We start from the raw sequence: 26422 nt of genomic DNA on the forward strand, positions 1-26422 counted from the left end.
ACTGCCTTGTGACCCGGGCGGCGGATCAGTGCGCGGGCGACGGCTCCGGAGAAACATCAGAGACCTTTTCCCGTACGGTCAGCGGCGGCAGGAACAGGTGGACGAGCGGGCCGATGGCCAGGGCATATGCGATGGTCCCGATGCCAACGGTGCCACCCAGCAGGAAACCCACCCCCAGCACGAACAACTCGATCCCGGTACGGATCACCCGGATCGACAGCCTCGGAAACCGGCCGGCCAGTCCGGTCATCAGACCGTCACGCGGGCCCGGGCCCATCCGGCTGCCGATGTAGAGCGCTGTCGCGAAGCCGTTGAGCAGGATCCCGCCGACCAGGAAGCCGATCCGGCTGGGCATGGACTCGCCGGCCGGGAGAAGCCTCAGCGCCGCGTCCGCCGCGAAGCCGACCACCACCAGATTGGCCACCGTGCCGAAGCCGGGGCGCTGGCGCAGCGGGATCCAGAGCAACAGCACCGGGATACCGACCAGCAGCACGACCCATCCGAACGTGATCCCACTGACCTTGGAAACGCCCTGGTGGAAGACGTCCCACGGGTTGAGGCCGAGGTTGGACTCCACCATCAGCGCCATGCTGACGCCGTAGAGGATGAGGCCCACAAAGAGCTGGGGGACACGACGGAACAGGTTCATGCTGCCACTCTCCATGCCAATTCACCGGTGCTAAAGTGCCAATTCTCGGGAGGTGGCTATGACGACGTCGGTGCGCGGGGACCAATTGGCCCGGTTGCTGGGGCAGTGGCACGCGCTGCCGGGGCGCCGTCGCAGCCCCGACTACGCGGCTCTGGCCGGGGCGGTGCGGGGTTTGCTGTCCGATGGGCGGCTGGCTCTCGGCGTACGGCTGCCGGCTGAACGGGAGCTCGCCGAATCACTCGCGGTCAGCCGTACGACGGTGTCGGCGGCGTACCGCGCGCTCCGCGAGACCGGCCACCTGACCAGCCGGCGCGGCGCCGGAAGCTGGACCACCCTGCCGCACGGCCACCGGGTGGCGACCTCCGGCCTGTGGACCGCCGACGACGACCTCGACATGATCGACATGGGAGTGGCTGCGTCGGCCGCTCCGGTCGAGCTCGTGCCCGCGGCCCGCGCCGCCGCCGACGATCTGCCGCGTTACCTGGGCAGCGCCGGCTATCACCCGACCGGCCTGGCGGAGCTGCGCGCCGCGGTCGCCGAGAACTACACCGCGCGGGGCGTGCCCACCTCCGCCGAGCAGATTCTGATCACCAGCGGCACCCAGCAGGCCCTCGACCTCGTGTTGCGGCTCTCGGTGCCGGCCGGGGCGCCGGTCCTGGTCGAGACGCCCACCTATCCCAACGCGCTCGCCGCGCTCGCCGCCCGGCGCGCCCGGATCAGCACGCACGGCCTGGACATCGCCACCGGGTGGGACGGCGAGATGCTGCTGGGCGCGGTGCGCCAGACAAGACCCAGGCTGACGTACGTCATTCCCGAATTCCACAATCCGACAGGCCACCTGATGCCCGCCGACCTGCGCGAACGCCTCGTGGCGACGGCACACTCGGCAGGCACCGAACTGGTCGTGGACGAGTCCTTCGTCGACCTGCCCCTCGACGACCCCAACATGCCGCCACCCGTCGCGGTCTTCGACAGGCACTCCCGCGTCACCTCGATCGGCGGCATGAGCAAGGCCTACTGGGGCGGCCTGCGGATCGGCTGGGTACGCGCCTCGGCCCCGCTCGTGCAACGGCTCGCCGCCATCCGGGTCGGTGTCGACATGGCGAGTCCGGTTCTGGAGCAGCTGGTCGCGGTCCACCTGCTGCGCCTCGCCCCGGAGATCGTCGCGGCTCGGCGAGCGCAGTTGCGTTTCCGCCGGGACGCGCTGGTGGCGGCGTTGCGGGAGATGCTGCCGGAGTGGCGGTTCTTCGTGCCGGGGGGCGGCGTGATGCTGTGGGCCGAGCTGGACGGGCCGATCTCCAGCGCGCTGGCGCGGGCGGCCGAGGATGTGGGGGTGCGGCTGGCGCCGGGGCCGCGGTTCGGGTTGGACGGGACTCTGGAGCGCTTCCTGCGCCTGCCCTTCACGCTCGCCGCCGACGATCTGAGCGAGGCGGTCCGGCGGATCGCCTCGGTTCGCCACGATCTCGACCACACGCCCCGCCCGACGTGGCGCTCCCCAGCCGTCATCGCCTGACAAAACGCCACAGTGCGCGCCGCTTGCCGCCCACGGCCCCGCTCGAGGTGGACGGGCGCGCACGGAAGCGTCACCGTGTGCGCCGCTTGCCGCCCGGGTGCCGCTCAGGGTGGATGGGCGCACACGTAAGCCGATCGTGGGCTTCTGCTGCTGCCCTGGGCTGTGTGGAAGCGCACGCAAGTCGACTGTGTGCGCCTACATGCTGCTCGGGGTGGTTGCTCGGGGTGGTTGCTCGGGGTGGTCGCCCGCGGAAGTGAAGGACGGCGCCAAGTCGAAATGCGCTGAAATGCCGCGGCCGGCGTCCCGCGGGAGAGCGGGGCGCCGGCCGGGGAAGAGGATCAGATCTGGGCGAGGGATCCCGCGTACATCGTGTCGATCTGCTCGGCGAAGTTGGATTCGACGCTGCGGCGCTTGATCTTCATGGACGGGGTGATCTCGCCGTTCTCGATGCTGAGGTCGCGGGGGAGGATGACGAACTTCTTCACCGTCTCCCAGCGGTTCAGCTTGGCGTTGAGCTCGGCGATGTAGGCCTCGACCAGCGCGTGGGTCTCCTTCGCCGCGACGATCTCCGCGTAGCTCTTGCCGGCGAGCGGGCCCGCGGCGGCCCACGTCGTGATGGCCTCCTCGTCGAGGGCGATCAGCATCGTGACGAAGTTGCGGTTCTGGCCGACGACGACCGCCTGAGACGTGTACGGGCAGACGGCCTTGAAGGCGCCCTCGATCGCCGACGGGGCGATGAACTTGCCGCCGGACGTCTTGACCAGGTCCTTCTTGCGGTCGGTGATCTTCAGATAGCCGGCGCTGTCGAGCTCGCCGATGTCGCCGGTACGCAGGAAGCCGTCCTCGGTGAACGCCTCAGCCGTGGCGTCCGCGGAGTTGTGGTAGCCCCGCATGATCGGCGCCCCCCGCAGCAGCACCTCACCGTCGGAGTCGATGCGCACCTCGAGGTCACCGAGCGCCTGCCCGACCGTACCGATTTTGAGCTTGCCGCGACGGTTGACGAAGTTGGCGGCGCAGGCCTCGGTCATGCCGTAACCCTCGAGGATCGGCAGGTTCGCCGCCGCGAAGAACTCGGAGATGTCCCGGCTGAGCGCTGCCGAGCCGCTGACCAGCACCTTGATGTTGCCGCCGAGCTTGGCCTGGAGCTTGCTGAACACCAGTTTCTCAGCGAGCGAGTACTGAACGGCGAGGCCCGCCGGCACCGGCTTGCCGGCCTGCTGGAAGGCGACCCGCTTCTTGCCGGTGGCGACCGCCCACTTGAAGATCTTGGGCTTGAGGCCGCTGCCGGACTGACCGCTGGTGACGGTCTTGTTGTAGACCTTCTCGAAGATGCGCGGCGGGGCGCACATCAGCGTCGGCTTGATCACCGCGAGCAGGTCGATCAGCTTGTCGACCCGGCCGTCGACGTAGGTCGGGACGCCGACGTGCAGGATGCCGCAGAGCAGCGTCTTGCCGAAGGCGTGCGACATCGGCAGCCAGAGGTAGTGCAGGTCGTCGGGGGAGAAGAGACCCAGGCTCTCCTGCGCCACGCCCTCCCAGGTCCAGCCCTTGTGCAGCAGCACGACACCCTTGGGGCGGCCGGTGGTGCCGGAGGTGTAGATCAGGGTCGCGACGTTCTCCGGGCCGAGCTGGGCGACGACGTCGTCGATCATGCCCGGGTTGCGGGAGAGCGCGTCGGTGCCGAGTCTCTCCAGGTCGGCGAGGGTGATCTGCGGCGGGGTCGCGCCGGCGTCGGCGGGGCCGTCGATCAGCACCACCTTGGTCACCGAGGTCGCCGCGCCGGAGATCTTGAGTGCCTGCTGCGCGTTCTCCGCGATGAGAACCTTGGACCCGGAGTCGGACACGATGAACGCGGTGTCCTCGGGCTCGGTGGTCGGGTAGACCGTGGTGGCCGCACCGCCCGCGACGTTGATGCCGAGGTCGGCGAGGATCCACTCGAGCCTGGTGTTGGACAGGATCGCGACCCGGTCCTCCAGGCCGATGCCGAGCTCGCGCAGGCCGGCACCGATCGCCTTGGTGCGCTCGCCGACCTGTCGCCAGGTGAGCCACTCGGGGCCGGTGTCGGTTGAGTTGGGCGCCGCGAGCGCCCGGGCGTCCGGGGTTTTCGCCACGCGCTGGAAGAGCATGTCCGGAATTGACCGGTAGGGAACCTCGAGAGCCATATCGGGCGCCGCCTTCAGCCTGAACGGGGTGTTAAGTAACGTGAGTGTTACCGGAGGGTAATGCGCGTCCGGCATCAGGGCTAGAGTGCTGATTGGTGAACCTTTTTCAACCTGGCATCGAGCCCGACGGCGCGGCGCCGTTGATCGGTGCCATGTGCTTGATCGGTGCAATGTGCTGCCGGCCTCGCCACGTTGAAAAAAGTTCAAAACGAACCGAGCAACCTCAATCCTAGTCAGCCGGGGTGCCGGGACCGGACAGCCGTCCGGCTGAGAACAGGCTGAGAATAAGTCGCGTGGATCTGGTCATCGAGATCGAGCCGGGCGCCGGCGAGAAAACCGCGGCGGTCTACCGGGCGTTGCGCGCGGCCATCGTGGACGGCCGGGTGCCCTCCGGCCACCGGCTTCCCGCGACCCGGGTCCTCGCCGCCGACCTGGGTGTCTCCCGGGGCAGCGTGGCCGGCGCCTACGAGCGGCTGACCGCCGAGGGCTACCTGACGGCGCGGGTCGGTGCCGGCACGTTCGTCGCGGCGGCGCCCGCCAGCCGCCGGGCGCCGAGACCGGCGACCGATCCGCTGCGCCCGCGCTCCGGCTGGACGTTCACCCCGCTGCGGACCAGCGGGGAGGAGCCGGCACCGAGGTACGACTTCCGTACCGGCATCCCGGACGCGCACCTCTTCCCGTTCGACACCTGGCGGCGGCTGGTCGTCGCCGAGCTGCGCCTGCGGGCGAACGGCCCCGGTACGTACGCCGAACCCTCCGGCCACAGTGCGCTGCGTACCGCGATAGCCCGCTATCTCGGGTACGCCCGTTCACTGCGGACCACCGCCGAGGACGTGGTCGTCACCAACGGCACCCAGCACGCGCTCGACCTGATCGGCCGGGTGTTCCTGCGCCCCGGCGACGTGGTCGCGGTGGAGGAGCCCGGATATCCACCGGCCCGCCGGCTCTTCACCTCGCTCGGTGCCCGGGTGACCGGGATACCCGTCGACGACGAGGGGCTCGTCGTCGCGGAGTTGCCGCCGAACACCCGGCTGGTCTACGTGACGCCGTCGCACCAGTTCCCGCTGGGCCGCGTGATGAGCCTGGCCCGGCGCCAGGAGCTGCTCGAGTGGGCGCGGAACCGGCGGGTGGCGATCGTCGAGGACGACTACGACAGCGAGTTCCGGTTCTCGGCCCGGCCGCTCGAACCGCTCCGCACGCTGGACCGGTCCGGGCGGGTGCTCTACGTCGGAACGTTCTCCAAGAGCATGCTGCCCGCGGTGCGTACCGGATTCGTCCTGGTACCGCCGGGGCTGCGGCCCGCGGTGGTGGCGGCGCGGCAGATCGGCGACGGGTACGGGCAGGTGGCGGTGCAGGCGGCGCTGGCCCGTTTCATCGACGACGGCCAGCTGGCGCGGCACGTGCGGCGGGCCGGGCGGGCGTACGCCGACCGGCACGCCCGCATCGTCGCCCAGCTGGAGCGGATGCCGTTGCTGGAGGTGGTCCCGTCGGCCGCGGGGTTGCACGTGACGGCGCTGCTGCGCCCCGGCGCCGCCGACCCGCTGCGTGTGGTGACAGCGGCCCGGCGGGCGGGGCTGGCCGTGGAGAACCTGGCCGATTACGCGGCGGAGGGCCCGCCGTCACGAGCAGGACTGGTGTTCGGGTTCGGCGCTGTCGACCCGGACCTCATCGAGGACGGGCTTGCGTGCCTGCAGCCCCTGGTAGAGCAGGGCGCCCGCCGCGATGCCGAGGCTCAGTAGGGCGGGTGCGCCGTTGAGCCACAGCAGTGCCACCACCGCCACGAACGCCACCCCGGCGATCACCTTAGGCAGGCCGGACGGGAGCAGGCGGAGCGCGGCGGCCGTACCGAGGACGTAGACCAGGGTGAAGCAGCCGGTGACCAGGAGGGTGGCGGTGTGCAGTCCGAGCGGCAGCAGCGCGGAGCCGATGCTCGCCACGAAGATGAACGTCAGCGACCGGCGCTGGGTGCCGAACACCGTTGACGGCAGGGCCTTCTCGGCGGCGAGGGCGGCACCGAGCCGGCTCGAACCGGCGTAGTACGCGTTGATCGCCCCGAGCGTGAGGATCACCGCCGCGATCGCGGTCAGCAGGCGGACCGGGCCACCGACGCCGATGGCGAGCAGGTCGGAGAGCGGTGCGCGGCTGCCGGCCAGGGCGGGTCCGAGCGCCAGCACGCTGACCGCCGCGACGGCGAGGTAGAGGACGCCGACCACGGCGACCGCGACGAGCGTGGCCCGCGGCACGTCGCGGCGCGGGTTGCGGTACTCGGCGGAGAGGGAGGAGAGCGCCTCCCATCCGGCGAAGCCCCACACCAGCATGGCCGCGGCGGCGCCGATGCCGGTCCAGCCGTGCGGTGCGAACGGCGTGAGGTTGTCCCAGCGGGCGTGCGGCAGCGCGGCGATCACCGTGGCCACGAGCAGGACCGCGAGGGTCGCGGTGAGGACCAGCTGCACCCGGCCGGAGATCTGAAGACCGAACCAGTTCATTCCGTACGCGATACCGATCAGCGCGAGAAAGGTGACGAACTCGGTGGTCCGGCCGCCGCCGACGACGTCCGCCACGTACCCGCCGGTGAACGCGGCGGCGACCGGCGCACCGAGCGGTACCGCGAAGTAGAAGCACCAGCCGACGGCCGCCGCGATCCGCGGCCCGAACGCCATCCGGGCGTAGGTGGAGACACCGCCGGCGCCCGGGTAACGGGCGCCGAGGGCCGCGAAGGTCCAGGCCAGCGGCGCGGAGAGGATGATCAGGGCGAGCCAGGCGACCAGGGCGGCCGGGCCCGCGGCGTCGGCGGCGAGGGCGGGCAGGGAGATCAGGCCGGTGCCCAGGACGGCGCCGACGGAGAGTGCGGTGCCCTGGGCGACGGACAGGCCGGAGCGAGGGTTCATAGATCGAACCTAGTTCCGGATTGGAGGTCGGTTCGATCCAATTACGGCCCGAACGGATGGGCCAATCTCAGACACCGAGGCGGGCTGTGCGCAAGCGCTCCGCGAGGGCCGGATCCCCGGTGATCTCAACCCGGGCGGCACGCTGGCGCCCGAAGAAGAAGACCGCGAGCTCACCGGCGTCCCCGGAGATCCGCACCTGCGGCTCGTCGCCGGCCCGCAGCGGCGCGAAGCCGGTCGCCGTCACCTCCGCGGAGATCTTGAGGCGGCGCAGCGAGGTCCGCGAGATCAGCTTCACCGTACGCCACAGGGACGCCTGCTCCTCCTGGTCGAGGGCGCGGGGCTCCCAGCCGGGAACGGCGCGGCGCACATCCTCGTGGTGGATGAAGAACTCGAGCGTGTTCGTCAGCGGCTCGACCAGCGGATTGCTGACCGGGCTCCACACCGGCGGCCGGCGCACCTGGTCGATCAGCTCCGGGTAGGGGAGCGCGGCGCGGGCCAGGCGCACCTTCTCGCCGTACGCCGCGAGCGGGGGAATGATCATCCCGGCGGCCGAGTCCGGCCGGCGGTCCCGGACCACGAGGTGCGCGGCCAGGTCCCGCGTGGTCCACCCGGTGCAGAGCGTCGGCGCGTCCGGACCCGTGCTGAGCAGCAGATCGGCGAGAAGCTCCCGCTCGCGGCGGGCATAGTTGGTCATCTGTCGATCGTAGGTGATGCCCGGCCGGTGTAATCGTGGCCACAATGTAAACAGGTGGGGCACGGAGGCTCGGTTGGGCAGGATAGACCGGTAAGGCCGGTAACCCCGGCGCACACTTACCAGTCGGGTAGGAAATTGAGCGGCAGAGCCTCCAACGACGTGCTGGGACGTGGTCTGCGGGTGCTCGGCCACGCGATCCGGACGGAGCCTCGGCTCTTCGTCATCAGCGCGATCGGCAGCAGCTTCTTCGGACTCCTGATCATCGCCAACTCGTACGTCGTCGGTTATGTGATCGGCCACGTCGTGGTGCCGGCGTTCGCGGCAGGCCGGGTGGGCAACGGCCAGCTCGCGCTGATCGTCGCCGTGCTCCTGGGTATCAGCGGGCTGCGCGTCGCGAGCATCTTCGCGCGGCGCCTCGGCGCCGGATTCATGCAGTTCCGCCTCCAGGCGCGGTACCGGCGGGCGGTGACCCGGCGCTATCTCTCGCTGCCGCCGGCCTGGCACCAGCGGCACGCCACCGGCACCCTGCTCTCCAACGCGAGCTCCGACGTCGAGGCCGCGTTCGCCCCGATCGCACCGATGCCGTTCGCGGTCGGCACGATCGTGATGATCGTGGCGGCGGTGATCTCGCTCTTCGTCACCGACTGGGTGCTGGCGATGGTCGGCGTCGCGCTCTTCCCCGCCCTGTTCGCGCTGAACCTGGCCTATTCGCGCCGGATGTCGCCCCGGCAGATCCACGCGCAGCGGATGCGCGCCAAGGTCAGCGCGGTCGCGCACGAGAGCTTCGACGGCGCGCTGGTGGTCAAGACGATGGGCCGGGAGGCGGACGAGTCGCGCCGATTCGGCGTGTTCGTCACCGAGCTGCGCGACGCGCTGATCTCGGTCGGCCGGCTGCGCGGCATCTTCGACCCGCTGATGGACAGCCTGCCCAGCATCGGCACGCTGGCCGTGCTGCTGCTCGGCACCTGGCGGTTGCAGCAGGGCGCGGTGAGCGTCGCCGAGCTGGTCAGCGTCGCGTTCCTGTTCACCGTGCTGGCCTTCCCGGTGCGCGCGATCGGGTGGGTGGTCGGCGAGCTGCCGCGCAGCGTCGCCGGATGGGAGCGGGTCCAGGCCGTGCTGTCGGCCGAGGGGGATCTTTCGTACGGTGAAAGCGCCCTGCCGGACGCGGGCCCGGCGGAGTTGCGATTCGAGCAGGTCGACTACCGCTACGCGGCGGGTCCGACCGTCCTGCACGACGTCACCTTCACCGTTCCGGCCGGGAAGACAGTGGCCCTGGTCGGCGCCACCGGTTCCGGCAAGTCGACGATCGCCGCCCTCGCCACCCGCCTGGTCGACCCGGAGGCCGGCAGCGTCGCGATCGACGGCGTGAAGCTGCCCGACCTGGCCGGCGCCGCCCTGGCCGAGGCCACCGCACTGGTACCGCAGATCCCGTTCGTGTTCGACGACACGGTGCGCGGCAACGTCGCCCTGGACCGCCCGCGGGCCGGCGACGACGAGGTGTGGGCGGCGCTGCGGCTGGCCCAGGCGGACCGGTTCGTCGGCGAGCTGCCCGACCAGCTCGACACCGCTGTCGGCGAGCGGGGCACCTCGCTCTCCGGCGGCCAGCGGCAGCGGATCACGCTCGCCCGGGCCCTGGCCGGCCGGCCGCGCCTGCTGGTGCTCGACGACGCCACCAGCGCTGTCGACCCGCGGGTCGAGGCCGCCATCCTGGACGCCCTGCGGCACGCGGGAACGTCGATCCTGGTGGTGGCATACCGGCGGGCCACGATCGCGCTCGCCGACGAGGTGGTCTTCCTCCAGCAGGGCCGGGTCGTCGCCACCGGTACGCACACCGAGCTGATGGCCACACAGCCGGGTTATCTGGACCTGGTGACGGCGTACGAGAAGGACGAACGATGAGCGAAGGTACCGTCGCGACCATCCGGCGCGGGCTCGCTCTCTCGCCGGAGCTGCGCACCGGGCTGGCCGGCACGATCGGGCTGGCACTGCTCCAGATGGCCGGCCGGGTCGCCGTGCCGATCGCCATCCAGCAGGGCATCGACCGGGGCATCCGCGGCCCCGGCGGCCCGGACCCGCAGGTCGTCCTGGTGATCGTGGCGTTGACCCTGGTCGCCCTGTCGATCTCCACGCTCTGCGGTTACCTGATGACCCGGCGGCTGTTCACGGTCAGCGAGACCGCGCTCGGCGGGCTGCGGTCACGGACCTTCCGGCACATCCACGACCTGTCGATGCTGCACCAGCAGTCCGAGCGGCGCGGCTCGATGGTGTCCCGGGTGACCGGTGACGTCGACCAGATCTCCCAGTTCCTCCAGACCGGCGGGGTGCAGCTGCTGCTCGCCAGCGGACAGCTGATCGTCTCGACGGTCGTCATGTTCGTCTACTCGTGGCAGCTCACCATGGTGGTGCTGCTCGCGTTCGGTCCCGCGGTCGCCGTGATCCGGCTCTTCCAGAAGCGGCTGGCGGCCGTCTACAAGGCGGTCCGCGAGCGCACCGGCGTGATGCTCGGCGCGGTCGCCGAGAGCGTGGTCGGCGCCACCGTGATCCGGTCGTACGGCGTGGCCTCCCGGACCGAGGACCGGCTGGACACCGCGATCGAGGATCTGCGTACGGCGCAGCAGCGGGCCATGCGTACCAGCGTGACCAGCTTCTCCAGCGGCGAGATCGGTGCCGGCCTGGCCCTGGCCGGCGTCGTGGTTGTGGGCACGATGCTCGGCCTGGACGGCGAGATCACGGTGGGCCGGCTCACCGCTTTCCTGTTCCTGGTGACGCTCTTCATCCAGCCGGTGCAGATCGCCACCGACATGCTCAACGAGGCGCAGAACGCGGTGGCCGGCTGGCGGCGCATCCTCGACGTGCTGGACGTGGACCCGGACGTGGCCGACCCGGACGACCGCGGTGTCGAGCTGCCGGCCGGCCCGCTCTCGGTCCGCTTCCAGGACGTCTCGTTCCGCTATCCGGGCGGTCCGGTCGTCCTCTCCGGCGTGGACCTGGAGATCCCGGCACGGACCAAGGTCGCCGTGGTGGGGGAGACCGGCAGCGGCAAGACCACCTTCGCGAAGCTGCTCACCCGGCTGATGGACCCGGCGGAGGGTGCCGTGCTGCTGGGCGGGGTGCCGCTGACCGAGGTGCGGTTCTCGTCGCTGCGCTCGCGGGTGGTGATGGTGCCGCAGGACGGCTTCCTCTTCGACGCCACGGTCGCCGAGAACATCCGGTTCGCCGAGCCGGAGCTGACCGACGAGGCGCTGGGACGCGCGTTCACCGAGCTGGGGCTCGCGGACTGGGTGGACGGCCTGCCGGAGGGTGTGAACACGCCGGTGGGTGAGCGCGGGGAGGCGCTCAGCGTGGGTGAGCGGCAGCTGGTGGCACTGGTACGGGCGTACGTGGCCGATCCGGATCTGCTGGTGCTGGACGAGGCGACGAGTGCGGTGGACCCGGCGACCGAGGTGCGGCTGCAGCACGCGCTCGACCTGGTGACGCGGGGGCGCACCACGGTGGCGATCGCCCACCGGCTCTCCACCGCCGAGGCCGCGGACGAGGTGATCGTCGTGGAAGCGGGCCGCGTCGTGCAACGCGGCCCGCATTCCCGGCTCGTCGCCGAGGAGGGTTCGATCTACGCCAAGCTCTACGCCAGCTGGTTGGAACAGACACGCTGACCGGGATCGATCCCCGGTGAGATGAGCGCGTCGCTCGCAGCGGCCGTGTGTGGGTCCGCGGCCTGGTGCCGGTCCACGGTGGCCGTGTTTCGATCCACGGCGGCCGTTTGCCGGTCCACGTGCGACCGCTGCGAGAGGCCCGCCATCTCAGCGATTCAGGAGCTTGTGCGTCACCGGGCGTAGTACTCGACGACCAGCTGCTCGTCGCAGAGCACCGGGATCTCGGAACGCTGCGGCGCGCGGATCACCGTGGTGCGCAGCTCTTCGAGCACCGTCGACAGGTACGGCGCGGTCGGCCCGTCGAGGTGCGTGCCGGTCGCCGCGATCTGGAACGGCGGCTTCGGCCGGCTGGTCTCCTTGACCTCGATGACCTGGCCGGGCTTCAGCTTGTAGCCGGGGCGGTCGACCTTCTTGCCGTCCACGGTGAAGTGACCGTGGACCACGAGCTGGCGGGCCTGGTAGATGGTCCGGGTGAAACCGGCCCGGAACACCGTGGCGTCGAGGCGGCGCTCGAGCAGCGTGACCATGGTCTCGCCGGTCTTGCCCTCGGCCTTGTGCGCGGCGTCGAAGGCGGCCCGCATCTGGACCTCGCTGATGTTGTACTGGTGGCGCAGCCGCTGCTTCTCCAGCAGCCGGACCTGGTAGTCCGAGCTCTTGCGGCGTCCCCGGCCGTGCACGCCGGGCGGGAACGGGCGCCGCTCGAAGTACTTGACGCACTTACGCGTGAGCGGGATGCCGAGGGCTCGTGAGAGCTTCGCCTTGGGTCGGGAGTTGTTCAACTGGGATCTCCTGTTACGGTAAGCCTTGCCTAACTTAGGTAAGCCTAACCGGTGCCCGGAGGTGCTCGTCATGCAACCCAGTCCCGCCGAGATCGCGCGGACGCTTTCCGCTGGTCACCTGCCCGCCGTGGCCCACATCGCCTGCCGTCCCGGTCCTGTTCCGGTCCGCCACGTGACAGACGCGCAGGGACGGGTGCTGCTTCTCGTGCCGGCCGAGGGCACCGTCGCCACCGCGCTGCGCCCGCAGGACGGCAACGACGACACCGCACTGGTCCTCGACATCCGCGACGTCCCCCCGATGGCCTCCTCGCCGTCGCTCGGACGGGTCTGGGTCTCCGGCTGGGCGGTGCGGCTGACCGGCGAGGACGCGCGTTCCGCGGCGCTGGACTACGCCGACACCGACGCCTGCGGCGACCTGCTCGACATCGGCGAGGGCCAGGCGCTGTACCGGATGGACGTCGCCGAGGTCCGCTACGAGCGCCACGAGCACCTCGTCGAGATCGATCCGGAGGACTTCGCCGAGGCCGCACCGGACCCGCTGCGGACCGTCGAGTTCGACCTGATCGCCGACCTGCACGACCACCACGTGGCCGAGATGGGCGCCTACGTGCAGCGCCAGCTGGGCCCGGCCGCCCGCGCCGGCGAGGAGCCGAAGGTGGTCCGACTGGACCGGTACGGCTTCCTGGTCCGGATGGGCGGCCGCAGCGCCCGGCTCGCCTTCCCGCGCCCGGTCACCGACCGGCACGACCTGGCCCACCTGCTGCACCCGATCCTCTGCCGCCGCTGCGCGACCCAGGAGGAAACGGCCGCCTGAGCCGTCTCGCCGCCGGGCGGGCGCCACGCGCGGCTTCTCTCGCCGCCGGGCGGGCGCCACGCGCGGCTTCTCTCGCCGTCGGGCACCACGTGCGAGGAGGCCGTTGCCCGAGCGATCGGGCCCATGAACAGACGGGATCCCAGCGACCACCTTCTGCCGCCGTCAGGTCGCGGGATCCCGTCTTTGTGCTCTGCCGGCCGGTGCCGCGGTCGGCAGAGCACAACCACACCACGAACGGCAGCGGGCCGCACCTCGGGAAGAGGCGCGGCCCGCCGTCGTAGGCATTCAGCGTCGTGCGTCTACAGCATCGTGCGTCTACAGCATCGAGCGTCTACCGCATCGAGCGTCTACAGAGACAGGATGCGGTCCAGGAACTCCCGGTAGCCGCGCATGGCCATCCGCATGCTTTCGGTGTCCGGGGTGCCGGTGCCCCGCAGCGGGTCCAGTTCGTCCCGCTCGGCCAGCAGCACCTCGGTCAGTTCGTTGACCGCGTCGGTGAGCAGGTCGTGCGCCCGGGTCAGTGCGGTCACCGGGTCGTCGACGAACTCCGCCTTGACCTCGTGCCAGGCCGCCCGGAAGTGGCGGGCCGCGTCGTCGTCCCAGACGGTCCGGGTGATCTGCGGTTCTTCGACATCCAGATCGGGGACCAGGGCCGCCGGCTCCTCCTCCTCGCGGGAGGCCCGGCGCCCGGACCGGCGTACCGGTTCCACGTCCTCCAGGCTGGCCGAGCGGCGCGGTGGCTGCTGCGGCTCCTGCTCCTCCCGGGCACGGCGGCCGGCGCCGCCGACCGCGAGGCCGGTCACGCCGCTGTCCATCGTGAGCGGCGGGAAGGCCTGGAAGTCGGGCGGCGGCGGGATCGAGCCGGAGTGTGGCGAGGCCGGGTTCACCGAGGCGACACCGAGGGCGTCACCCGAGCGGCCGAGGCTGTATCCGGTCGGGCTGAAACCGAAGGCACCGTCGGCTGACGAGGGCAGACCCGCGTAGCCGCCGTTCTCCGTAAGGTCCGAGCCGAGCGATTCGGAACCACGCGATTCAGAACCGCGAGCCTCGGAACCACGGGTGTCGGAACCACGTGCCTCAGATCCACGTGCCTCAGATCCACGCGATTCGGAACCGCGAGGGTCGGATCCACGCGTTTCGGAGGTACGTGATTCGGCACCGCGCGCCTCGGGACCACGGTCGACGGCCTGGTCCGGCGGCGTCCGGGTGGCCGGGATCTGCACGGCCGGCAGCGACGCTCCGGACTGCGAACCCGGAAGCTGCGAGCCGGGAGGCTGCGAGCCGGGAAGCTGCGAACCCGGAAGGTGCGAGCCGGGAAGCTGCGAGCCGGGAAGCTGCGAGCCCGGGAGCTGCATACCGGGGATCTGCACGCCCGGGAGCTGAGCGGGGGAGACCGGTGCGATGGCGGCCGGATCGGCGGGGGCGGCCTGGCCGGGTAGCCCGGAGACCGGGCTGGGGTTGGCTGCCGGGTGGTCCGGCGTGAAGTCGGCGAGCCCGTACGTACCGGGGGCGAACCCGGGCGACACCGGGGCGCCGGAGACCGGTCCGGCCGAGGCCGGCGCGACCGGGTTCGACGGCACCTGTGCCCATCCGGCGACCGGTCGCGGGCTCTCCGGACCCTGGGCCGGAGACTCCTCACCCGTGTCACCGCGCAGGCCGGGCTGAGCCGGGACGGCCTTGCCGTCCAGGCCCGGCGCCTCGCCGGTCTGCGGGTAACCGGGCGCTCCTGCCCGTCCGTTCATGTCCTCACGTCCGTTCTCGTCGCTAGGGCCCGCCGTCACGGCGGCGTCCTGGTCGTCGGCCTCCCGCGGAGTCTCCGCCGCGGGATCCTTCGCCGGTGTCGCACCGGCCGGCTGCGCGCCGGCAGGCTGGTCGGCGACCGTCGAACCGCCCGAGCCGGCGGCCTGCGAGTCGCCGTTCCCGGCAGCTCGCTGGTCGCCGTCTCCGGCGGCCCGGGAGTCACCGGGGTCGGCGGCCTCCGTCGCCTCGGACCCCGGTCCACCCGGTTGGTCGTCGTCGCCGGAGCGCCCGTTGACGTCTTCGGACTCGGTGCTGTTGCGACCGAACAGGAACCGTCCGGTACCGCCCAGTCGCCCGCCGAGGCCGAATCCACCGAAGGTGCCTTCGCGACCCGTGGGAGCGTCGCCGGTCTCCGGCTCCTGGGACTTTACGTCCTGAGCGGGACCCTGCTCCTCGTCCGGAGGGACTGAGTGATCAGTATCGCCGTGCCTTGACCGGGCCGGTGTGCCGGAGAACGGACGGCCGCCGGCCGGGTCGCGCGGTGCCCCCGGTGTGGCCCGGCCCGCGGCCCGGTTCAGGCCGAACGGGTCGGAGGAGGTGGATTTGTCACCGTTCTGGCCCAGCCCGTGACCGCCGGGACCGCCGGGACCGCCGGGACCGCCGGGAGGGCGGGCGGCGGAGGCGACCGGTGCGGCCGGCCGAACATTGGCCGGCGCAACTTTGGTCGGCCGGACGTTGAAGGTCCCGGGCGGCGGGGAGATGGGTAGCAGGGAGGTCGGTGAGTCGAGGGCGTTCATCATCCGGCGGGAGCCGAGCGCGACCATCTCCGCCTCAGCCATCTCCGCCTCAGCGATCTCTGCCTCAGCGATCGCCGCCTCCGCCTTCTCCGCCTCCGTGTCGCCGGACGGGTGTTCCGCCGGGGTGTCCGCATCCGGGCGCACCTGCCAGAACCGGGCGAGCCCGGCCGAGGGCCGGGGGTTGTCGGGGCTGGACGTCGGCTCCATCTCGGTTTCACCACTCCCGTCGCGAGTCGCGCCCGCCGGGGCTGCCGTCACCTGCGCAGACACACCGAGCGGCGGGCGATGAGGCAGTCAGCCACGTACCGCGCTCCGGCGACCGTACCGCTCCGGAGTGTCCGGCACATCCCCGGTTACCGGATCGTGGGCCTTCTGCGGGTCGTTACGGCACCCGGAACCGATGGGGGACAATCCTGACCGTGCCCGAAACAGAGACCACCCTGGACCCGGCGATCGCCGGCCGCCTCAAGCGCTCCGCCGACGGCCTCGTCGCGGCGATCGTGCAGGAGCACGGCACCGGCGACGTCCTGATGCTCGCCTGGATGGACGACGAGGCGCTGCACCGCACCCTCGCCACCGGCCGGGCCACCTACTGGTCCCGCAGCCGCGGGGAGTACTGGGTGAAGGGCGCCACCTCCGGCCACTTCCAGCACGTCAGGAAGGTGTCGCTGGACTGCGACGGCGACGCCCTGCTGGTCACCGTCGATCAGATCGGCGCGGCCTGCCACACCGGAACGCACACCTGCTTCACCGATGACCTTTCCGTCAGCGGCGACCCTTCTGTCAGCGGCGACCCTTCTGTCAGCGGCGGCCTTACCGTCGCCGGTGACCTTTCCGTGGAGGCTTGATGACCAGCGGAGCGACCTTTCCCGGTGAGGCCGAGTTCGTCGCCGAGAGAAGGCGGGTCGTCCCGGTCACCCGCAGGCTCCTCGCCGACGGTGAGACCCCGGTCGGCGTCTACACGAAGCTCGCCGGCGGACCGGGCACCTTCCTCCTGGAGTCCGCGGAGCAGGGCGTCGCCTGGTCGCGGTACTCGTTCATCGGCGTGCGCAGTGCGGCCACCCTCGTCGAGCGGGACGGTCAGGCCGCCTGGCTCGGTACGCCTCCGGACGGCGTACCCCTCGGTGGTGATCCGGTCGTGGCCCTGCGCGAGACGGTGGCCGCGCTGACCGGCGGTGTCGTGCCGGAGGACGGGCTGCCGCCGCTGACCGGTGGCATGGTCGGCTACCTCAGCTACGACCTGGTGCGACGCTTCGAGCGGCTGCCGGCCACCGCGACCGACGACGTGCCCCTGCCCGAGCTGGGCATGATGCTCGCCACCGACCTGGTGGTCCTGGACCATCACGAGGGATCCGCGCTGCTGGTCGCCAACGCGGTGCTCGCCGAGGACGCGAGCGACGCCGACCGGCGCGCCGGCTACCACCAGGCGATCGGCCGGCTCGACGCGATGACCACCGCGCTGTCCCGGCCCACGCCGCCGATGGTCTCCACTGTGGACCGCCGTCCGGCGGGGGAGCCGGTCAGCCGGACCGCGCCGGGTGAGTACCAGAAGGCGGTGGAGACGGCCAAGGAGGCGATCCGGGCCGGCGAGTGCTTCCAGATCGTGGTGGCGCAGCGCTTCGAGCGGTCCACCGACGCCAACGCGCTCGACGTCTACCGGGTGCTGCGTGCCACCAACCCGTCGCCGTACATGTATCTGCTGCGTTTCGACGACTTCGACATCGTCGGCTCCTCGCCGGAGGCGCACCTCAAGGTCAGCGACAACCGGACAGCGCTGCTGCACCCGATCGCCGGGACCCGCTGGCGCGGCGCCACCCCGGAACAGGACGCGGCGCTCGCGGCCGAGCTGCTCGCCGACCCGAAGGAGCGCTCCGAGCACGTCATGCTCGTCGACCTGGGCCGCAACGACCTGGGCCGGGTCTGCGAGGCGGGCTCGGTCGAGGTGCCGGAATTCGCCCGGATCGAGCGGTACAGCCACGTCATGCACATCGTGTCGACAGTGGTCGGCCGGCTGCGCGAGGACCGGTCCGCGTTCGACGCGCTGGCCGCCACCTTCCCGGCCGGCACCCTGTCGGGAGCGCCCAAGGTCCGTGCCATGGAGATCATCGAGGAGCTGGAGCCGACCCGCCGCGGCCTGTACGGCGGCACGGTCGGCTACTTCGGCTTCGCCGGGGACATGGACATGGCGATCGCGATCCGGACTGCTCTGATCAAGGACGGTGTCGCCTACGTCGGTGCGGGCGCGGGCATCGTCGCCGACTCCGATCCGGTCGCCGAGGAACAGGAGACCCGTAACAAGGCCGCCGCCGTCCTCGCCGCGATCGCCTCGGCCGAGACGCTGCGCGCCGCCCGATGAACCGGCGCACGCACTCCACAGCCGTCGTCGCCTGCCTGGCCGGTGCCGGGCTCACCCTCTTCGCCGCCACCCGCGTCTGGTCGGTCCAGGTCGAGGAACGGCCCGGCCTGCCCGCGTTGCGCACCGAGCAGACCGGCGCCGAGGCGCAGCCCTGGCTCCTCGGGCTGGCGCTCGTCGCCCTCGCCGGGGCGGGTGCGCTGCTGGCCACCCGGGGTGTGGCGCGGCGCGGGCTGGGCGTGCTGCTGACGCTGACCGGCGCGGGCATCGTCGTGGGCGCGGTGCTCGCGCGAGCCGGGGTCGAGACCGGCGACGCGGGCGCCGGCGCGTGGATCTGGCCGGCGGCCTGCGTCCTGGGCGGCGCGGCGATCGCGGTGGGCGGCCTGCTCGCCGCGCGGCACGGTCATCTCTGGTCGGCCATGTCTTCCCGGTACGACCGGAGCACAGCCCCGCCCCCCGCTCAGCGATCGGCGGCGTCCGAGCCGTCGTCCACGGGCCCGGAGGCGTCATCCGCGACCGGATCCGAGCCGTCAGCCGCTGAGGGCTCCGAGCCATCGGCCGCAGTCGGGTCCGAGCCGTCGTCCCCGGCCGGCGCCGAGCCGTCGTCCCCCGCCGGGCCCAACGGCGGAGCAGCCATCAACTCACCGGGACGGTCCCGCCCCACCGACAACCGCGCCTTCTGGGAAGCCCTCGACCGAGGCGAAGACCCCACCCGCTGAGCCCTCCACCCACTTTCACCCCATCGGGTAAACGTGATGTCTCGGGGTGAAACGCACGCAGCCGGCGGTCGCGTTATGGCCGGGCACCGGCCGGCGGTTGCGGTGTGGCGCTCAGCCGGCGGTCGCGTGGTGGCCTGGAGTGGTGATCAGGTCGCGACGGCGGCAGTGGAAGACACCGCGTTGTGCGTACAAAAGAAAAACCGGGAGAAAAGGGCCTGGATCGCCCACCCTCGGGGTGCCTGTGAGGGTCAGCTCCGAACCAGCGTTCTGGTGTGGTGGGACGGTGTGGTGGCGATGAGGGCGGCCACGGCGCGGCTGGTGTCGGCGCGGGCTTTCGCGCGGGCGCGGTCGGCGAGGATCGCGTCCCAGGCGTTGTCGCGGGCGGTGCGCACGCTCGCGGGGCCGACCACGGCGCGCTGCACGCCGGTGGCCACGTCCGCGGCCAGGGAGACCAACGTCCGGGAGAGTGTGAGGAACCCGATCGGTTGAGTGGATGAGACCTGGGTATGGGAGGCAGTGGCCATCGTTCGACTCCGCAATCATCGTCCGGCTGGCGGCGTTAGGGGACGCCGGGACAAGTCTGCCCGAGTCTCATGCTCGTGGAGTCGTATTTCCGCACGGTGACATGGACGTCAACATGAAGTGGTATCGGCCGAACGGCCGAAGTGCCCCTGCCCAGCGGCGGTGTGAGCGAGCCAACCGTGTGAGTGATCCAACAAGCCCGCGGAGCAGCCTGGCATTATGCCCCAGCCCATTCCGTGAGGCGCGCCATACCCCCGGCAGGCCGTCACACCCCGTGACCTCTTAGCATCGGGCCGAAGACACCCGGAGAGGGGAGTCATTACGTGACATCCGATCAGGCGGAAGCGGGCAGTGGCGGCCCCGCGCGGCGCGAGGCGGCTCCGCAGAACGTTCTCGAAGAGATCCTCGCCGGGGTGCGTGAGGACGTAGCGGCACGCCAGGCGGCGACGCCGCTGGAAAAGGTGCGTGAACTCGCGGCGGCAGCACCACCCGCGATCGACGCGTACGCGGCGTTGCGCAAGCCCGGCGTGGCGGTGATCGCCGAGGTCAAGCGGTCGTCCCCGTCCAAGGGCGCGCTCGCCGACATCCCGGACCCGGCCGAGCTCGCCGGTGAGTACGCGGCGGGTGGCGCCCGCTGCATCAGCGTGCTCACCGAGGGGCGGTGGTTCGGCGGTTCGCTGGACGACCTGACCGCGGTCCGCAAGTCGGTGAAGATCCCGGTCCTGCGCAAGGACTTCGTCGTCTCCAGCTACCAGGTGCACGAGGCCCGGGCGCACGGTGCCGACCTGGTCCTGCTCATCGTGGCGGCGCTGGAGCAGAACGCTCTCGTCGGCCTCCTCGAGCGCATCGAGTCGCTGGGCATGACCGCCCTCGTCGAGGTGCACAACGAGGAGGAGGCGGACCGGGCACTGGAGGCGAACGCGAAGGTGATCGGCGTGAATGCCCGGGACCTGCGCACCCTCGAGGTGGACCGGTCGGTCTTCGAGCGCATCGCGCCGGGCCTGCCGAACAACGTCGTGAAGATCGCCGAGTCGGGCGTGCGCGGTCCGCACGACCTGATCCGGTACGCGTCCGCGGGCGCTGACGCGGTGCTCGTCGGCGAGGGTCTGGTGACCCAGAAGTCGCCGCGTGACGCGGTGGCCGAACTGGTCAACGCGGGCAACCATCCGGCGACACCTAGGCCGGTCCGGTGACGACTCCGACGTTTCCGGATCTCGCCGGGCACTTCGGTAAGTACGGCGGCCGGTTCGTCCCGGAGGCCTTGATCAAGGCCCTGGACGAGCTGGACGCCGCGTACCGGTCGGCGAAGCAGGACCCGGAGTTCCAGGCACGGTTCCAGGACCTGCTGCTGAACTACGCGGGTGTGCCGTCGCTGCTCTACCGGGCGACCCGGCTCTCCGAGGCGCTCGGCGCGGAGATCCTGCTGAAGCGCGAGGACCTGAACCACACCGGCGCGCACAAGGTGCGCAACGTGCTCGGTCAGGCGCTGCTCGCCAAGCGGATGGGCAAGCCCCGCGTGATCGCCGAGACCGGTGCCGGCCAGCACGGTGTCGCCAGCGCCACGGCGGCCGCGCTGCTCGACCTCGAGTGCACGGTCTACATGGGCGAGATGGACACCGAGCGGCAGGCGCTCAACGTGGCCCGGATGCGGATGCTCGGCGCCACCGTCATTCCGGTGACCAACGGCTCCCGTACGCTCAAGGACGCTCTCAACGAGGCGCTGCGCGACTGGGTGACCACGGTCGACACCACCCACTACCTCTTGGGTACGGCGGCCGGCCCGCACCCGTTCCCGGAGCTGGTCCGCGACTTCGTCGGCGGTATCGGCGTCGAGGCCCGGGCACAGGTCCTGGAGATGACCGGCAAGCTGCCGGACGCTGTCGCGGCCTGTGTCGGCGGCGGCTCGAACGCGATCGGCATCTTCCACGCGTTCGTGCCCGACGAGGGCGTCCGCCTGTACGGCTTCGAGGCCGGCGGTGACGGCGTGGAGACCGGCCGGCACGCCGCTTCGATCACCGGCGGATCGGTGGGTGTGCTGCACGGTAACCGCACCTACCTGCTGCAGGACGACGACGGGCAGACGATCGAGTCGCACTCGATCTCGGCGGGGCTGGACTACCCGGGTGTCGGCCCGGAGCACGCCTGGCTGCACGACAGCGGCCGGGCCGTGTACGAGCCGGTCACCGACGCGGAGGCGATGGCGGCGTTCCAGCTGCTCTGCCGTACCGAGGGGATCATCCCGGCGATCGAGAGCGCGCACGCTCTCGCGGGCGTCGCGAAGATCGCTCCCCGGCTGCGTGCGGAGCTGGGCCGGACGCCGACGATCGTGGTGAACCTGTCCGGGCGTGGTGACAAGGACGTGCACACGGCCGGCGCCTACTTCGGCATCCTCGACCCGGTCGAGACGGTCGTACCCGGGGAGAACACGTGAGCATCGCTTCCACGTTCGCCGCGGCCGCGGCCGAGAACCGGTCGGTGCTGGTCGGCTGCATGCCGGCCGGGTTCCCGACGGTCGACGACAGCATCGAGCAGATGATCGAGATGCACCGGGCCGGCTGCGACGTGATCGAGGTCGAGCTGCCGTACTCGGACCCGGTGATGGACGGCCCGGTGATCCAGAAGGCGAGCGACATCGCGCTCGCGAACGGGGTCCGCACCCGCGACACCCTGAAGATCATCGACGCGGTCTCGTCGGCGGGTGCCACGGTCGTGCTGATGACCTACTGGAACCCGATCGAGAAGTACGGTGTCGACGCGTTCGCCCGTGACCTGGCCTCGGCCGGTGCCACCGGGCTGATCACGCCGGACCTGATCCCGGACGAGGCCGCCGAGTGGATCGCCGCCTCGGACGCGCACCAGATCGACCGCACGTTCCTGGTGGCACCCTCGTCGACCGACGAGCGGATCGCGATGACCCTGGCGAACTGCCGCGGTTTTGTCTACGCCACCGCGCTCATGGGTGTGACGGGCGCGCGTACGACGGTCTCCTCGCAGGCACCGGAGCTGGTCTCGCGGATCCGCGCGATCGACCCGAACCTGCCCATCGGCGTCGGCCTGGGCGTCGGCAACGGAAAGCAGGCCGCCGAGGTGGCCGCCTTCGCCGACGGCGTGATCGTCGGCAGCGCGCTGATCCGCTGCATGCTGGAGGCACCGGACCGGGCCACCGGCCTGGACCGGCTCCGCACCCTGAGCGCCGAACTGGCCGAGGGCGTCCGCTCCCGCTGACCGCTGGACCCGGCCGATGTCCCCCAGGGCATCGGCCCGGTCCTCGCCGGGGGTGCTTGTCCGGCTTCGTAGTGACATCGGCCGTCGCCTGACGTCGGCCCGGAGTTGCGAAATTGGGTCCTGCCCGGCCATCACACGGCGGCCTCGCGGCGGTAGCGTGTGCACCCGTGAACATCGCCGCCATCCCCAGTCCCACCACGTCGGTGTGGCACCTAGGACCGTTGCCGATCCGGGCGTACGCGCTCTGCATCATCCTCGGCATGGTCGCCGCCACGCTCATCCTGGAATACCGGCTGCGGCGCCGGGGTGTCGCGCAGTGGACCTCGCTCGACATCGTGGTGTGGGCGGTGCCGTTCGGCATCATCGGCGCCCGGATCTACCACCTCATCACCTCGCCCCAGGACTACTTCGGCGCCGACGGTGACCCGATCCGGGCCTTCTACATCTGGGAGGGTGGCCTCGGCATCTGGGGCGCTGTGGGCGGTGGCGCGATCGGTGCCTGGATCGCCGCCCGGCAGATCGGCCTGCCGCTGAGCGTCGTCGCCGACGCGCTCGCACCGGGACTGCCCGTGGCGCAGGCCATCGGCCGGTTCGGCAACTGGTTCAACAACGAGCTGTACGGCAAGGTCACCACCCTGCCGTGGGGTCTCGAGGTGCACGAGATGGACTCGGCCAACCCCGGCCACGCCACGGTGATCGACGGCGAGGCGGTGACCAAGCCGGAGCTCTACCACCCGACCTTCGCCTACGAGGCGATCTGGAACCTCGGCGTCGCCGGGCTGGTCTGGGGGCTCGACCGCAAGTTCAAGTTCGGCAAGGGACGGGCGTTCGCGCTGTACGTGATGGCGTACACGGCGGGCCGTGCCTGGATCGAGATGCTGCGTGTCGACGAGGCCAACACGTTCCTCGGCGTACGCATCAACGTCTTCGTCTCCTTCATCATCTTCGCCGCGGCCACTGTCTACTTCGTCGTGAAGAAGGGCCCCCGGGAGTACGTGGTGCCGATCGACGCACCGGACAGCGCCCCGGAGCCGGCCGTCGACAGCGACATCTCCCAGGTGGATGTGGCGGACGGCGAGCGCAGGCCGGCTATGCCGACCGCGTACCAGGTGGTGAGCGAGGAGCGGTTCCGGGAGTATCAGCGGACCGGTTTCCTGGCCCCCGTGGCGGCTCCGGCGGAGGCGGTTGCTGCCTCTGTCGGCGGTTCTGACCCGGTGGGTGGCTCTGCTTCGGTGGGTGGCTCTGCTTCCGTGGGTGGCTCTGCTTCCGTGGGTGGTTCCGGCGACAGCGATGAGGCCGGGAAATCCCGGCCCGCGGACGAGAACTGACCCGCGGTCACCGGCATGCGTACTGCCGTGGTGGTGGGCGCGGGGATGGCAGGGCTGGCCGCCGCGGGTGCGCTGTCGCGTACCGGATGGCGCGTCACGCTGCTGGAACGCGCTGAGCGGGTCGCCGCACCGCCCACCGCTGTGGTTCTCTGGCCCAACGGCCTGCGTGCCCTCGCCGCGCTCGACCCCGACGGCGGCTGGTCGGCGATCGCCGCACCGCTGCCCGACGGCGGTGTCCGCCGCCCCGACGGCCAGTGGCTGGTGGCGCCCCGGTCCCGGGCCGGCGCCGCCGCCGGCCCGGCCGCCGCTCACCTCGAGGACATCTACGACGCCCTGGTAGCCGGCCTCGGCGACCAGGTGGAGATCCGCACCGGCTTCGAGGCGACGGCCATCCGCACCGGCCGCCGCCTGCGCCCGGCGGTCACCGACGGCCGCACCACGATCGAGGCCGACCTCCTGATCGGCGCCGACGGCATCGACAGCCGGGTCCGGGCCACGCTGGCGCCCGAGTCGGTGGCGCTCGGCTCCGGTTTCGCCGCCTGGCAGGCAGTCATTCCCGCCTTCCGCGTGCCGCGGCTGGACGACGACCGCTGCCCGGGCGGTGAGATTCTCGGTGCGGGATATCGCTTCGTCGCCATTCCGCTCGGGGAGCGGGCCGCGGGCAAGGGCGGCGTCTACTGGGTCGCCACTGCCGCCGGTGCCACCCGGCCCGAGTCACCGGCCACCCAGCTGGCTCTGCTGCGCCGATGGTTCGCCGGTTGGCCGGAGCCGGTGGGTGAGCTGCTCGCCGCCACCCGGCCCGAGGAGTTGGTTCCGCAGGGTGTCCGTGAGCTGCGGCCACTGCCCCGCGCGTACGGGTTCGGGTCCGGGCCGGGCGGTGTGGTGCTGCTCGGAGATGCGGCTCATGCCATGCCGCATCACCTGGGGCAGGGTGCGTGTCTCGCGTTCGAGGACGCCGCTACGTTGCGGTCGCTGATGGCTGACGCCGCCCCGGGGCCGGATCTGTGCGGTGCGGTGGAGGCTTACAGCCGGATGCGGCGCCCGCGGACGACCACGGTGGTGCGGCAGAACCGGCGGATGTCCGCGGTGGTGCAGGCTCGGGGGCGGCTGGCTCTGCGGGCGCGGGATGCGGCCCTCAACCACATGCGGCCCCGGCTGCTGGGCCGCACCCTCGACCCGGTCGCCGACTGGACCCCACCCGACTGACCCCCCACGCCGCGATCTTGTGGCGTTCCGGGCTGCGGGTCGGCTCCATCGCGTGACGCGACTGCCGTCACCGGGCTCGGCGGCGGTGGGATCAAAGTGTGAGACGGGCGACGGCGATCTCGTGGTGGGATTCACCCGATCGACGCACCCGCGGGGCATCGTTCGGGAGCGTGTTCGAGCCGCCGCCCCATCCAGACCCGTAAGGAGCGGAACGTGAACGGCTCCTTACGGCGTACCAAATCTTGGGAACTGTGAGCCATTCGCCTTCAGAGGGCCACAGCCTCCGGCTCAGCGATACAAGCCGTACCCACGCGCCGGAATCCCACCTTCGTATACAGCCGCGCCACGTCGTCGTCCCCGGCCGACAGGAAGATCAGGTCCGTACCCGAGGCCAGCAGCCGCCCCGCCAGGGTGGCAGTGAGCTGCGACGCGTATCCCCGACGGCGCGCCGACGGCAACGTCGCCACCCCCACGATCTCGGCCACCTCGCCCACACGCTGGCTGGTGGCGGTGGTGAGGATCCCCTCCGTGGACGACTCGACCACGGCGGTCAGATAGTCCCCACTGTCGAACATGTCCCGCGCCTGCTGCACGGCCTCGTCGCTCAGCGGCGCCGCGGCATCCCGCTCCACCGGCCCCGCACCGTCGATGACCAGCGTCTTCTCCACCGTTTCCAGCGATGACCGATAGGCCGGCGCACCGAATCCGAGCCGTGCCACCGCCCGGGACGCCCGCAGGTCGGCCGCGAAGCTCGCCGCTGCCGGGTCGAGGTAGCGGATGGTCGCGCCACGAACCGGGAGATCCGGTACGAGGGCGGCGGGATCCAAGGTCAGCAGCGGTGCCAGAAGCACGGCGAGGCCGGCCGACCGCGCCACCGCGAGAAGGTCGGGTGTCGTCTCGTGGACCCACTCGAAGGTCTCCGGGAGACCCAGCTCCCGCTGGCGCTGCCGGGTGGCGGTTATGTCCGCCGCTGAAGGGGTGTGCGAACCGACCCTCGGCCGGGCATAGTAAGGCCAGCCCTCTCCCTCGCGGATGAAGAGAGTCAGCGAGCCGATCTCCTCGCTCCGCGACCAGGGACGAGGCAAAGCGTCGTAGAACCGTTCGAGTCGGTCGAAGAGGCCGGAATCCACTGGCGCCATCGCGCGAGACTACCGGTCCGCACACCGGCTGTGCTATTCAGTTCGTCCGCGAAGCAGTGCGAAGCCCGGATGCGGATCCATCCGGGGTTCGGCGGTTATGCGGTGCGAGGCTCGGAAGCAGATCCGTCCGGGTTCGGAAGACAGATCGGTCCGGCGTTCGAATGCGGGATCGGTGCGAGGACGGGCCGGTTGGCGGTCCGAGGTGTGACCAATCCGCATCTGGCGGAGATCAGTGTCTCTT

The 26422-nt window shown here is 71.3% G+C and carries 21 protein-coding genes; 13 read left to right on the plus strand and 8 right to left on the minus strand.

Annotated features, from left to right (window positions below; genetic code table 11):
- Positions 1 to 25: 25 nt before the first annotated feature.
- The gene (locus ACFQV6_RS29125) at positions 26 to 649 is read right to left on the minus strand and encodes a YitT family protein (RefSeq protein ID WP_378030800.1); all 624 of its coding nucleotides are present in this window, start codon (positions 647 to 649) and stop codon (positions 26 to 28) included.
- 58 nt (positions 650 to 707) lie between these two features.
- Here ACFQV6_RS29125 and ACFQV6_RS29130 point away from each other — a divergent pair, with 58 nt between their 5' ends.
- On the plus strand, positions 708 to 2162 hold the full coding sequence (locus ACFQV6_RS29130; RefSeq protein WP_378030801.1) for a PLP-dependent aminotransferase family protein: 1455 nt from the start codon (positions 708 to 710) through the stop codon (positions 2160 to 2162).
- A gap of 338 nt (positions 2163 to 2500) precedes the next feature.
- Here ACFQV6_RS29130 and ACFQV6_RS29135 read toward each other — a convergent pair whose 3' ends face one another.
- Positions 2501 to 4324 (minus strand): AMP-dependent synthetase/ligase, encoded by a 1824-nt coding sequence (locus ACFQV6_RS29135; RefSeq protein WP_378030802.1) that lies wholly within the window; start codon positions 4322 to 4324, stop codon positions 2501 to 2503.
- A gap of 293 nt (positions 4325 to 4617) precedes the next feature.
- Here ACFQV6_RS29135 and ACFQV6_RS29140 point away from each other — a divergent pair, with 293 nt between their 5' ends.
- A complete protein-coding gene (locus ACFQV6_RS29140) occupies positions 4618 to 6063 on the plus strand; it encodes a PLP-dependent aminotransferase family protein (RefSeq protein ID WP_378030803.1) in 1446 nt (481 codons plus the stop codon).
- Here ACFQV6_RS29140 and ACFQV6_RS29145 read toward each other — a convergent pair.
- Both ACFQV6_RS29145 and ACFQV6_RS29150 read right to left on the minus strand, forming a co-directional pair.
- Entirely contained in the window at positions 5944 to 7212 is a 1269-nt protein-coding gene (locus tag ACFQV6_RS29145; RefSeq protein ID WP_378030804.1) for an APC family permease, read from the minus strand. The genes ACFQV6_RS29140 and ACFQV6_RS29145 overlap by 120 nt on opposite strands.
- Before the next feature lie 67 nt (positions 7213 to 7279).
- Positions 7280 to 7906 carry a TIGR03085 family metal-binding protein gene (locus ACFQV6_RS29150; RefSeq protein WP_378030805.1) on the minus strand — a complete coding sequence of 209 codons (627 nt, stop codon included), beginning with the start codon at positions 7904 to 7906 and terminating at the stop codon, positions 7280 to 7282.
- A 135-nt stretch (positions 7907 to 8041) separates the two neighbouring features.
- Here ACFQV6_RS29150 and ACFQV6_RS29155 point away from each other — a divergent pair, with 135 nt between their 5' ends.
- On the plus strand, positions 8042 to 9805 hold the full coding sequence (locus ACFQV6_RS29155) for an ABC transporter ATP-binding protein (protein ID WP_378030806.1): 1764 nt from the start codon (positions 8042 to 8044) through the stop codon (positions 9803 to 9805).
- Positions 9802 to 11559 carry an ABC transporter ATP-binding protein gene (locus ACFQV6_RS29160; protein ID WP_378030807.1) on the plus strand — a complete coding sequence of 586 codons (1758 nt, stop codon included), beginning with the start codon at positions 9802 to 9804 and terminating at the stop codon, positions 11557 to 11559. Before ACFQV6_RS29155 ends, ACFQV6_RS29160 begins: the two co-directional genes overlap by 4 nt.
- Before the next feature lie 170 nt (positions 11560 to 11729).
- On the opposite strand, the gene rpsD is transcribed toward ACFQV6_RS29160, so the two are convergent.
- On the minus strand, positions 11730 to 12338 hold the full coding sequence (rpsD, locus tag ACFQV6_RS29165) for a 30S ribosomal protein S4 (protein ID WP_378030808.1): 609 nt from the start codon (positions 12336 to 12338) through the stop codon (positions 11730 to 11732).
- Between the two features lie 70 nt (positions 12339 to 12408).
- On the opposite strand from rpsD, the gene ACFQV6_RS29170 reads away from it, so the two are divergent.
- The gene (locus tag ACFQV6_RS29170; RefSeq protein WP_378030809.1) at positions 12409 to 13152 is read left to right on the plus strand and encodes a DUF2470 domain-containing protein; all 744 of its coding nucleotides are present in this window, start codon (positions 12409 to 12411) and stop codon (positions 13150 to 13152) included.
- Positions 13153 to 13499: 347 nt separating this feature from the next.
- Here the strand turns inward: ACFQV6_RS29170 and ACFQV6_RS29175 are convergent, their stop codons facing one another.
- Positions 13500 to 15896: a hypothetical protein gene (locus tag ACFQV6_RS29175; RefSeq protein WP_378030810.1), complete on the minus strand. Its 2397-nt coding sequence runs from the start codon at positions 15894 to 15896 to the stop codon at positions 13500 to 13502.
- A gap of 212 nt (positions 15897 to 16108) precedes the next feature.
- Between ACFQV6_RS29175 and hisI the strand changes: the two genes are divergently transcribed.
- The 3 genes from hisI to ACFQV6_RS29190 are packed head-to-tail and all read left to right on the plus strand — an operon-like array spanning position 16109 to position 18761.
- Positions 16109 to 16537, plus strand: a complete 429-nt coding sequence (gene hisI, locus ACFQV6_RS29180) for a phosphoribosyl-AMP cyclohydrolase (RefSeq protein WP_378030811.1) — start codon at positions 16109 to 16111, stop codon at positions 16535 to 16537.
- Positions 16537 to 18045 (plus strand): anthranilate synthase component I, encoded by a 1509-nt coding sequence (locus ACFQV6_RS29185; RefSeq protein ID WP_378030812.1) that lies wholly within the window; start codon positions 16537 to 16539, stop codon positions 18043 to 18045. The genes hisI and ACFQV6_RS29185 overlap by 1 nt, the downstream gene beginning before the upstream one ends.
- Positions 18042 to 18761: a Trp biosynthesis-associated membrane protein gene (locus tag ACFQV6_RS29190; RefSeq protein WP_378030813.1), complete on the plus strand. Its 720-nt coding sequence runs from the start codon at positions 18042 to 18044 to the stop codon at positions 18759 to 18761. The genes ACFQV6_RS29185 and ACFQV6_RS29190 overlap by 4 nt, the downstream gene beginning before the upstream one ends.
- Before the next feature lie 248 nt (positions 18762 to 19009).
- Here the strand turns inward: ACFQV6_RS29190 and ACFQV6_RS29195 are convergent, their stop codons facing one another.
- The gene (locus ACFQV6_RS29195; protein ID WP_378030814.1) at positions 19010 to 19285 is read right to left on the minus strand and encodes a hypothetical protein; all 276 of its coding nucleotides are present in this window, start codon (positions 19283 to 19285) and stop codon (positions 19010 to 19012) included.
- A 399-nt stretch (positions 19286 to 19684) separates the two neighbouring features.
- Between ACFQV6_RS29195 and trpC the strand changes: the two genes are divergently transcribed.
- The 5 genes from trpC to ACFQV6_RS29220 all read left to right on the plus strand — a co-directional run bounded on the left by trpC (position 19685) and on the right by ACFQV6_RS29220 (position 25042).
- Complete coding sequence (gene trpC / locus ACFQV6_RS29200; protein ID WP_378030848.1) at positions 19685 to 20476, plus strand: indole-3-glycerol phosphate synthase TrpC; 792 nt, start codon at positions 19685 to 19687, stop codon at positions 20474 to 20476.
- Entirely contained in the window at positions 20473 to 21714 is a 1242-nt protein-coding gene (trpB, locus tag ACFQV6_RS29205; RefSeq protein ID WP_378030815.1) for a tryptophan synthase subunit beta, read from the plus strand. The genes trpC and trpB overlap by 4 nt, the downstream gene beginning before the upstream one ends.
- Complete coding sequence (trpA, locus tag ACFQV6_RS29210) at positions 21711 to 22508, plus strand: tryptophan synthase subunit alpha (RefSeq protein WP_378030816.1); 798 nt, start codon at positions 21711 to 21713, stop codon at positions 22506 to 22508. The genes trpB and trpA overlap by 4 nt, the downstream gene beginning before the upstream one ends.
- A 167-nt stretch (positions 22509 to 22675) precedes the next feature.
- A complete protein-coding gene (gene lgt, locus ACFQV6_RS29215) occupies positions 22676 to 23836 on the plus strand; it encodes a prolipoprotein diacylglyceryl transferase (RefSeq protein WP_378030817.1) in 1161 nt (386 codons plus the stop codon).
- Positions 23837 to 23851: 15 nt separating this feature from the next.
- Positions 23852 to 25042 (plus strand): FAD-dependent oxidoreductase, encoded by a 1191-nt coding sequence (locus tag ACFQV6_RS29220; protein ID WP_378030818.1) that lies wholly within the window; start codon positions 23852 to 23854, stop codon positions 25040 to 25042.
- 266 nt (positions 25043 to 25308) lie between these two features.
- Here the strand turns inward: ACFQV6_RS29220 and ACFQV6_RS29225 are convergent, their stop codons facing one another.
- Complete coding sequence (locus ACFQV6_RS29225) at positions 25309 to 26181, minus strand: GNAT family N-acetyltransferase (protein ID WP_378030819.1); 873 nt, start codon at positions 26179 to 26181, stop codon at positions 25309 to 25311.
- Positions 26182 to 26422 lie beyond the last annotated feature (241 nt).

Origin of the sequence: Actinoplanes sp. GCM10030250, assembly GCF_042666575.1 — a bacterium.
GTDB lineage: Bacteria > Actinomycetota > Actinomycetes > Mycobacteriales > Micromonosporaceae > Actinoplanes.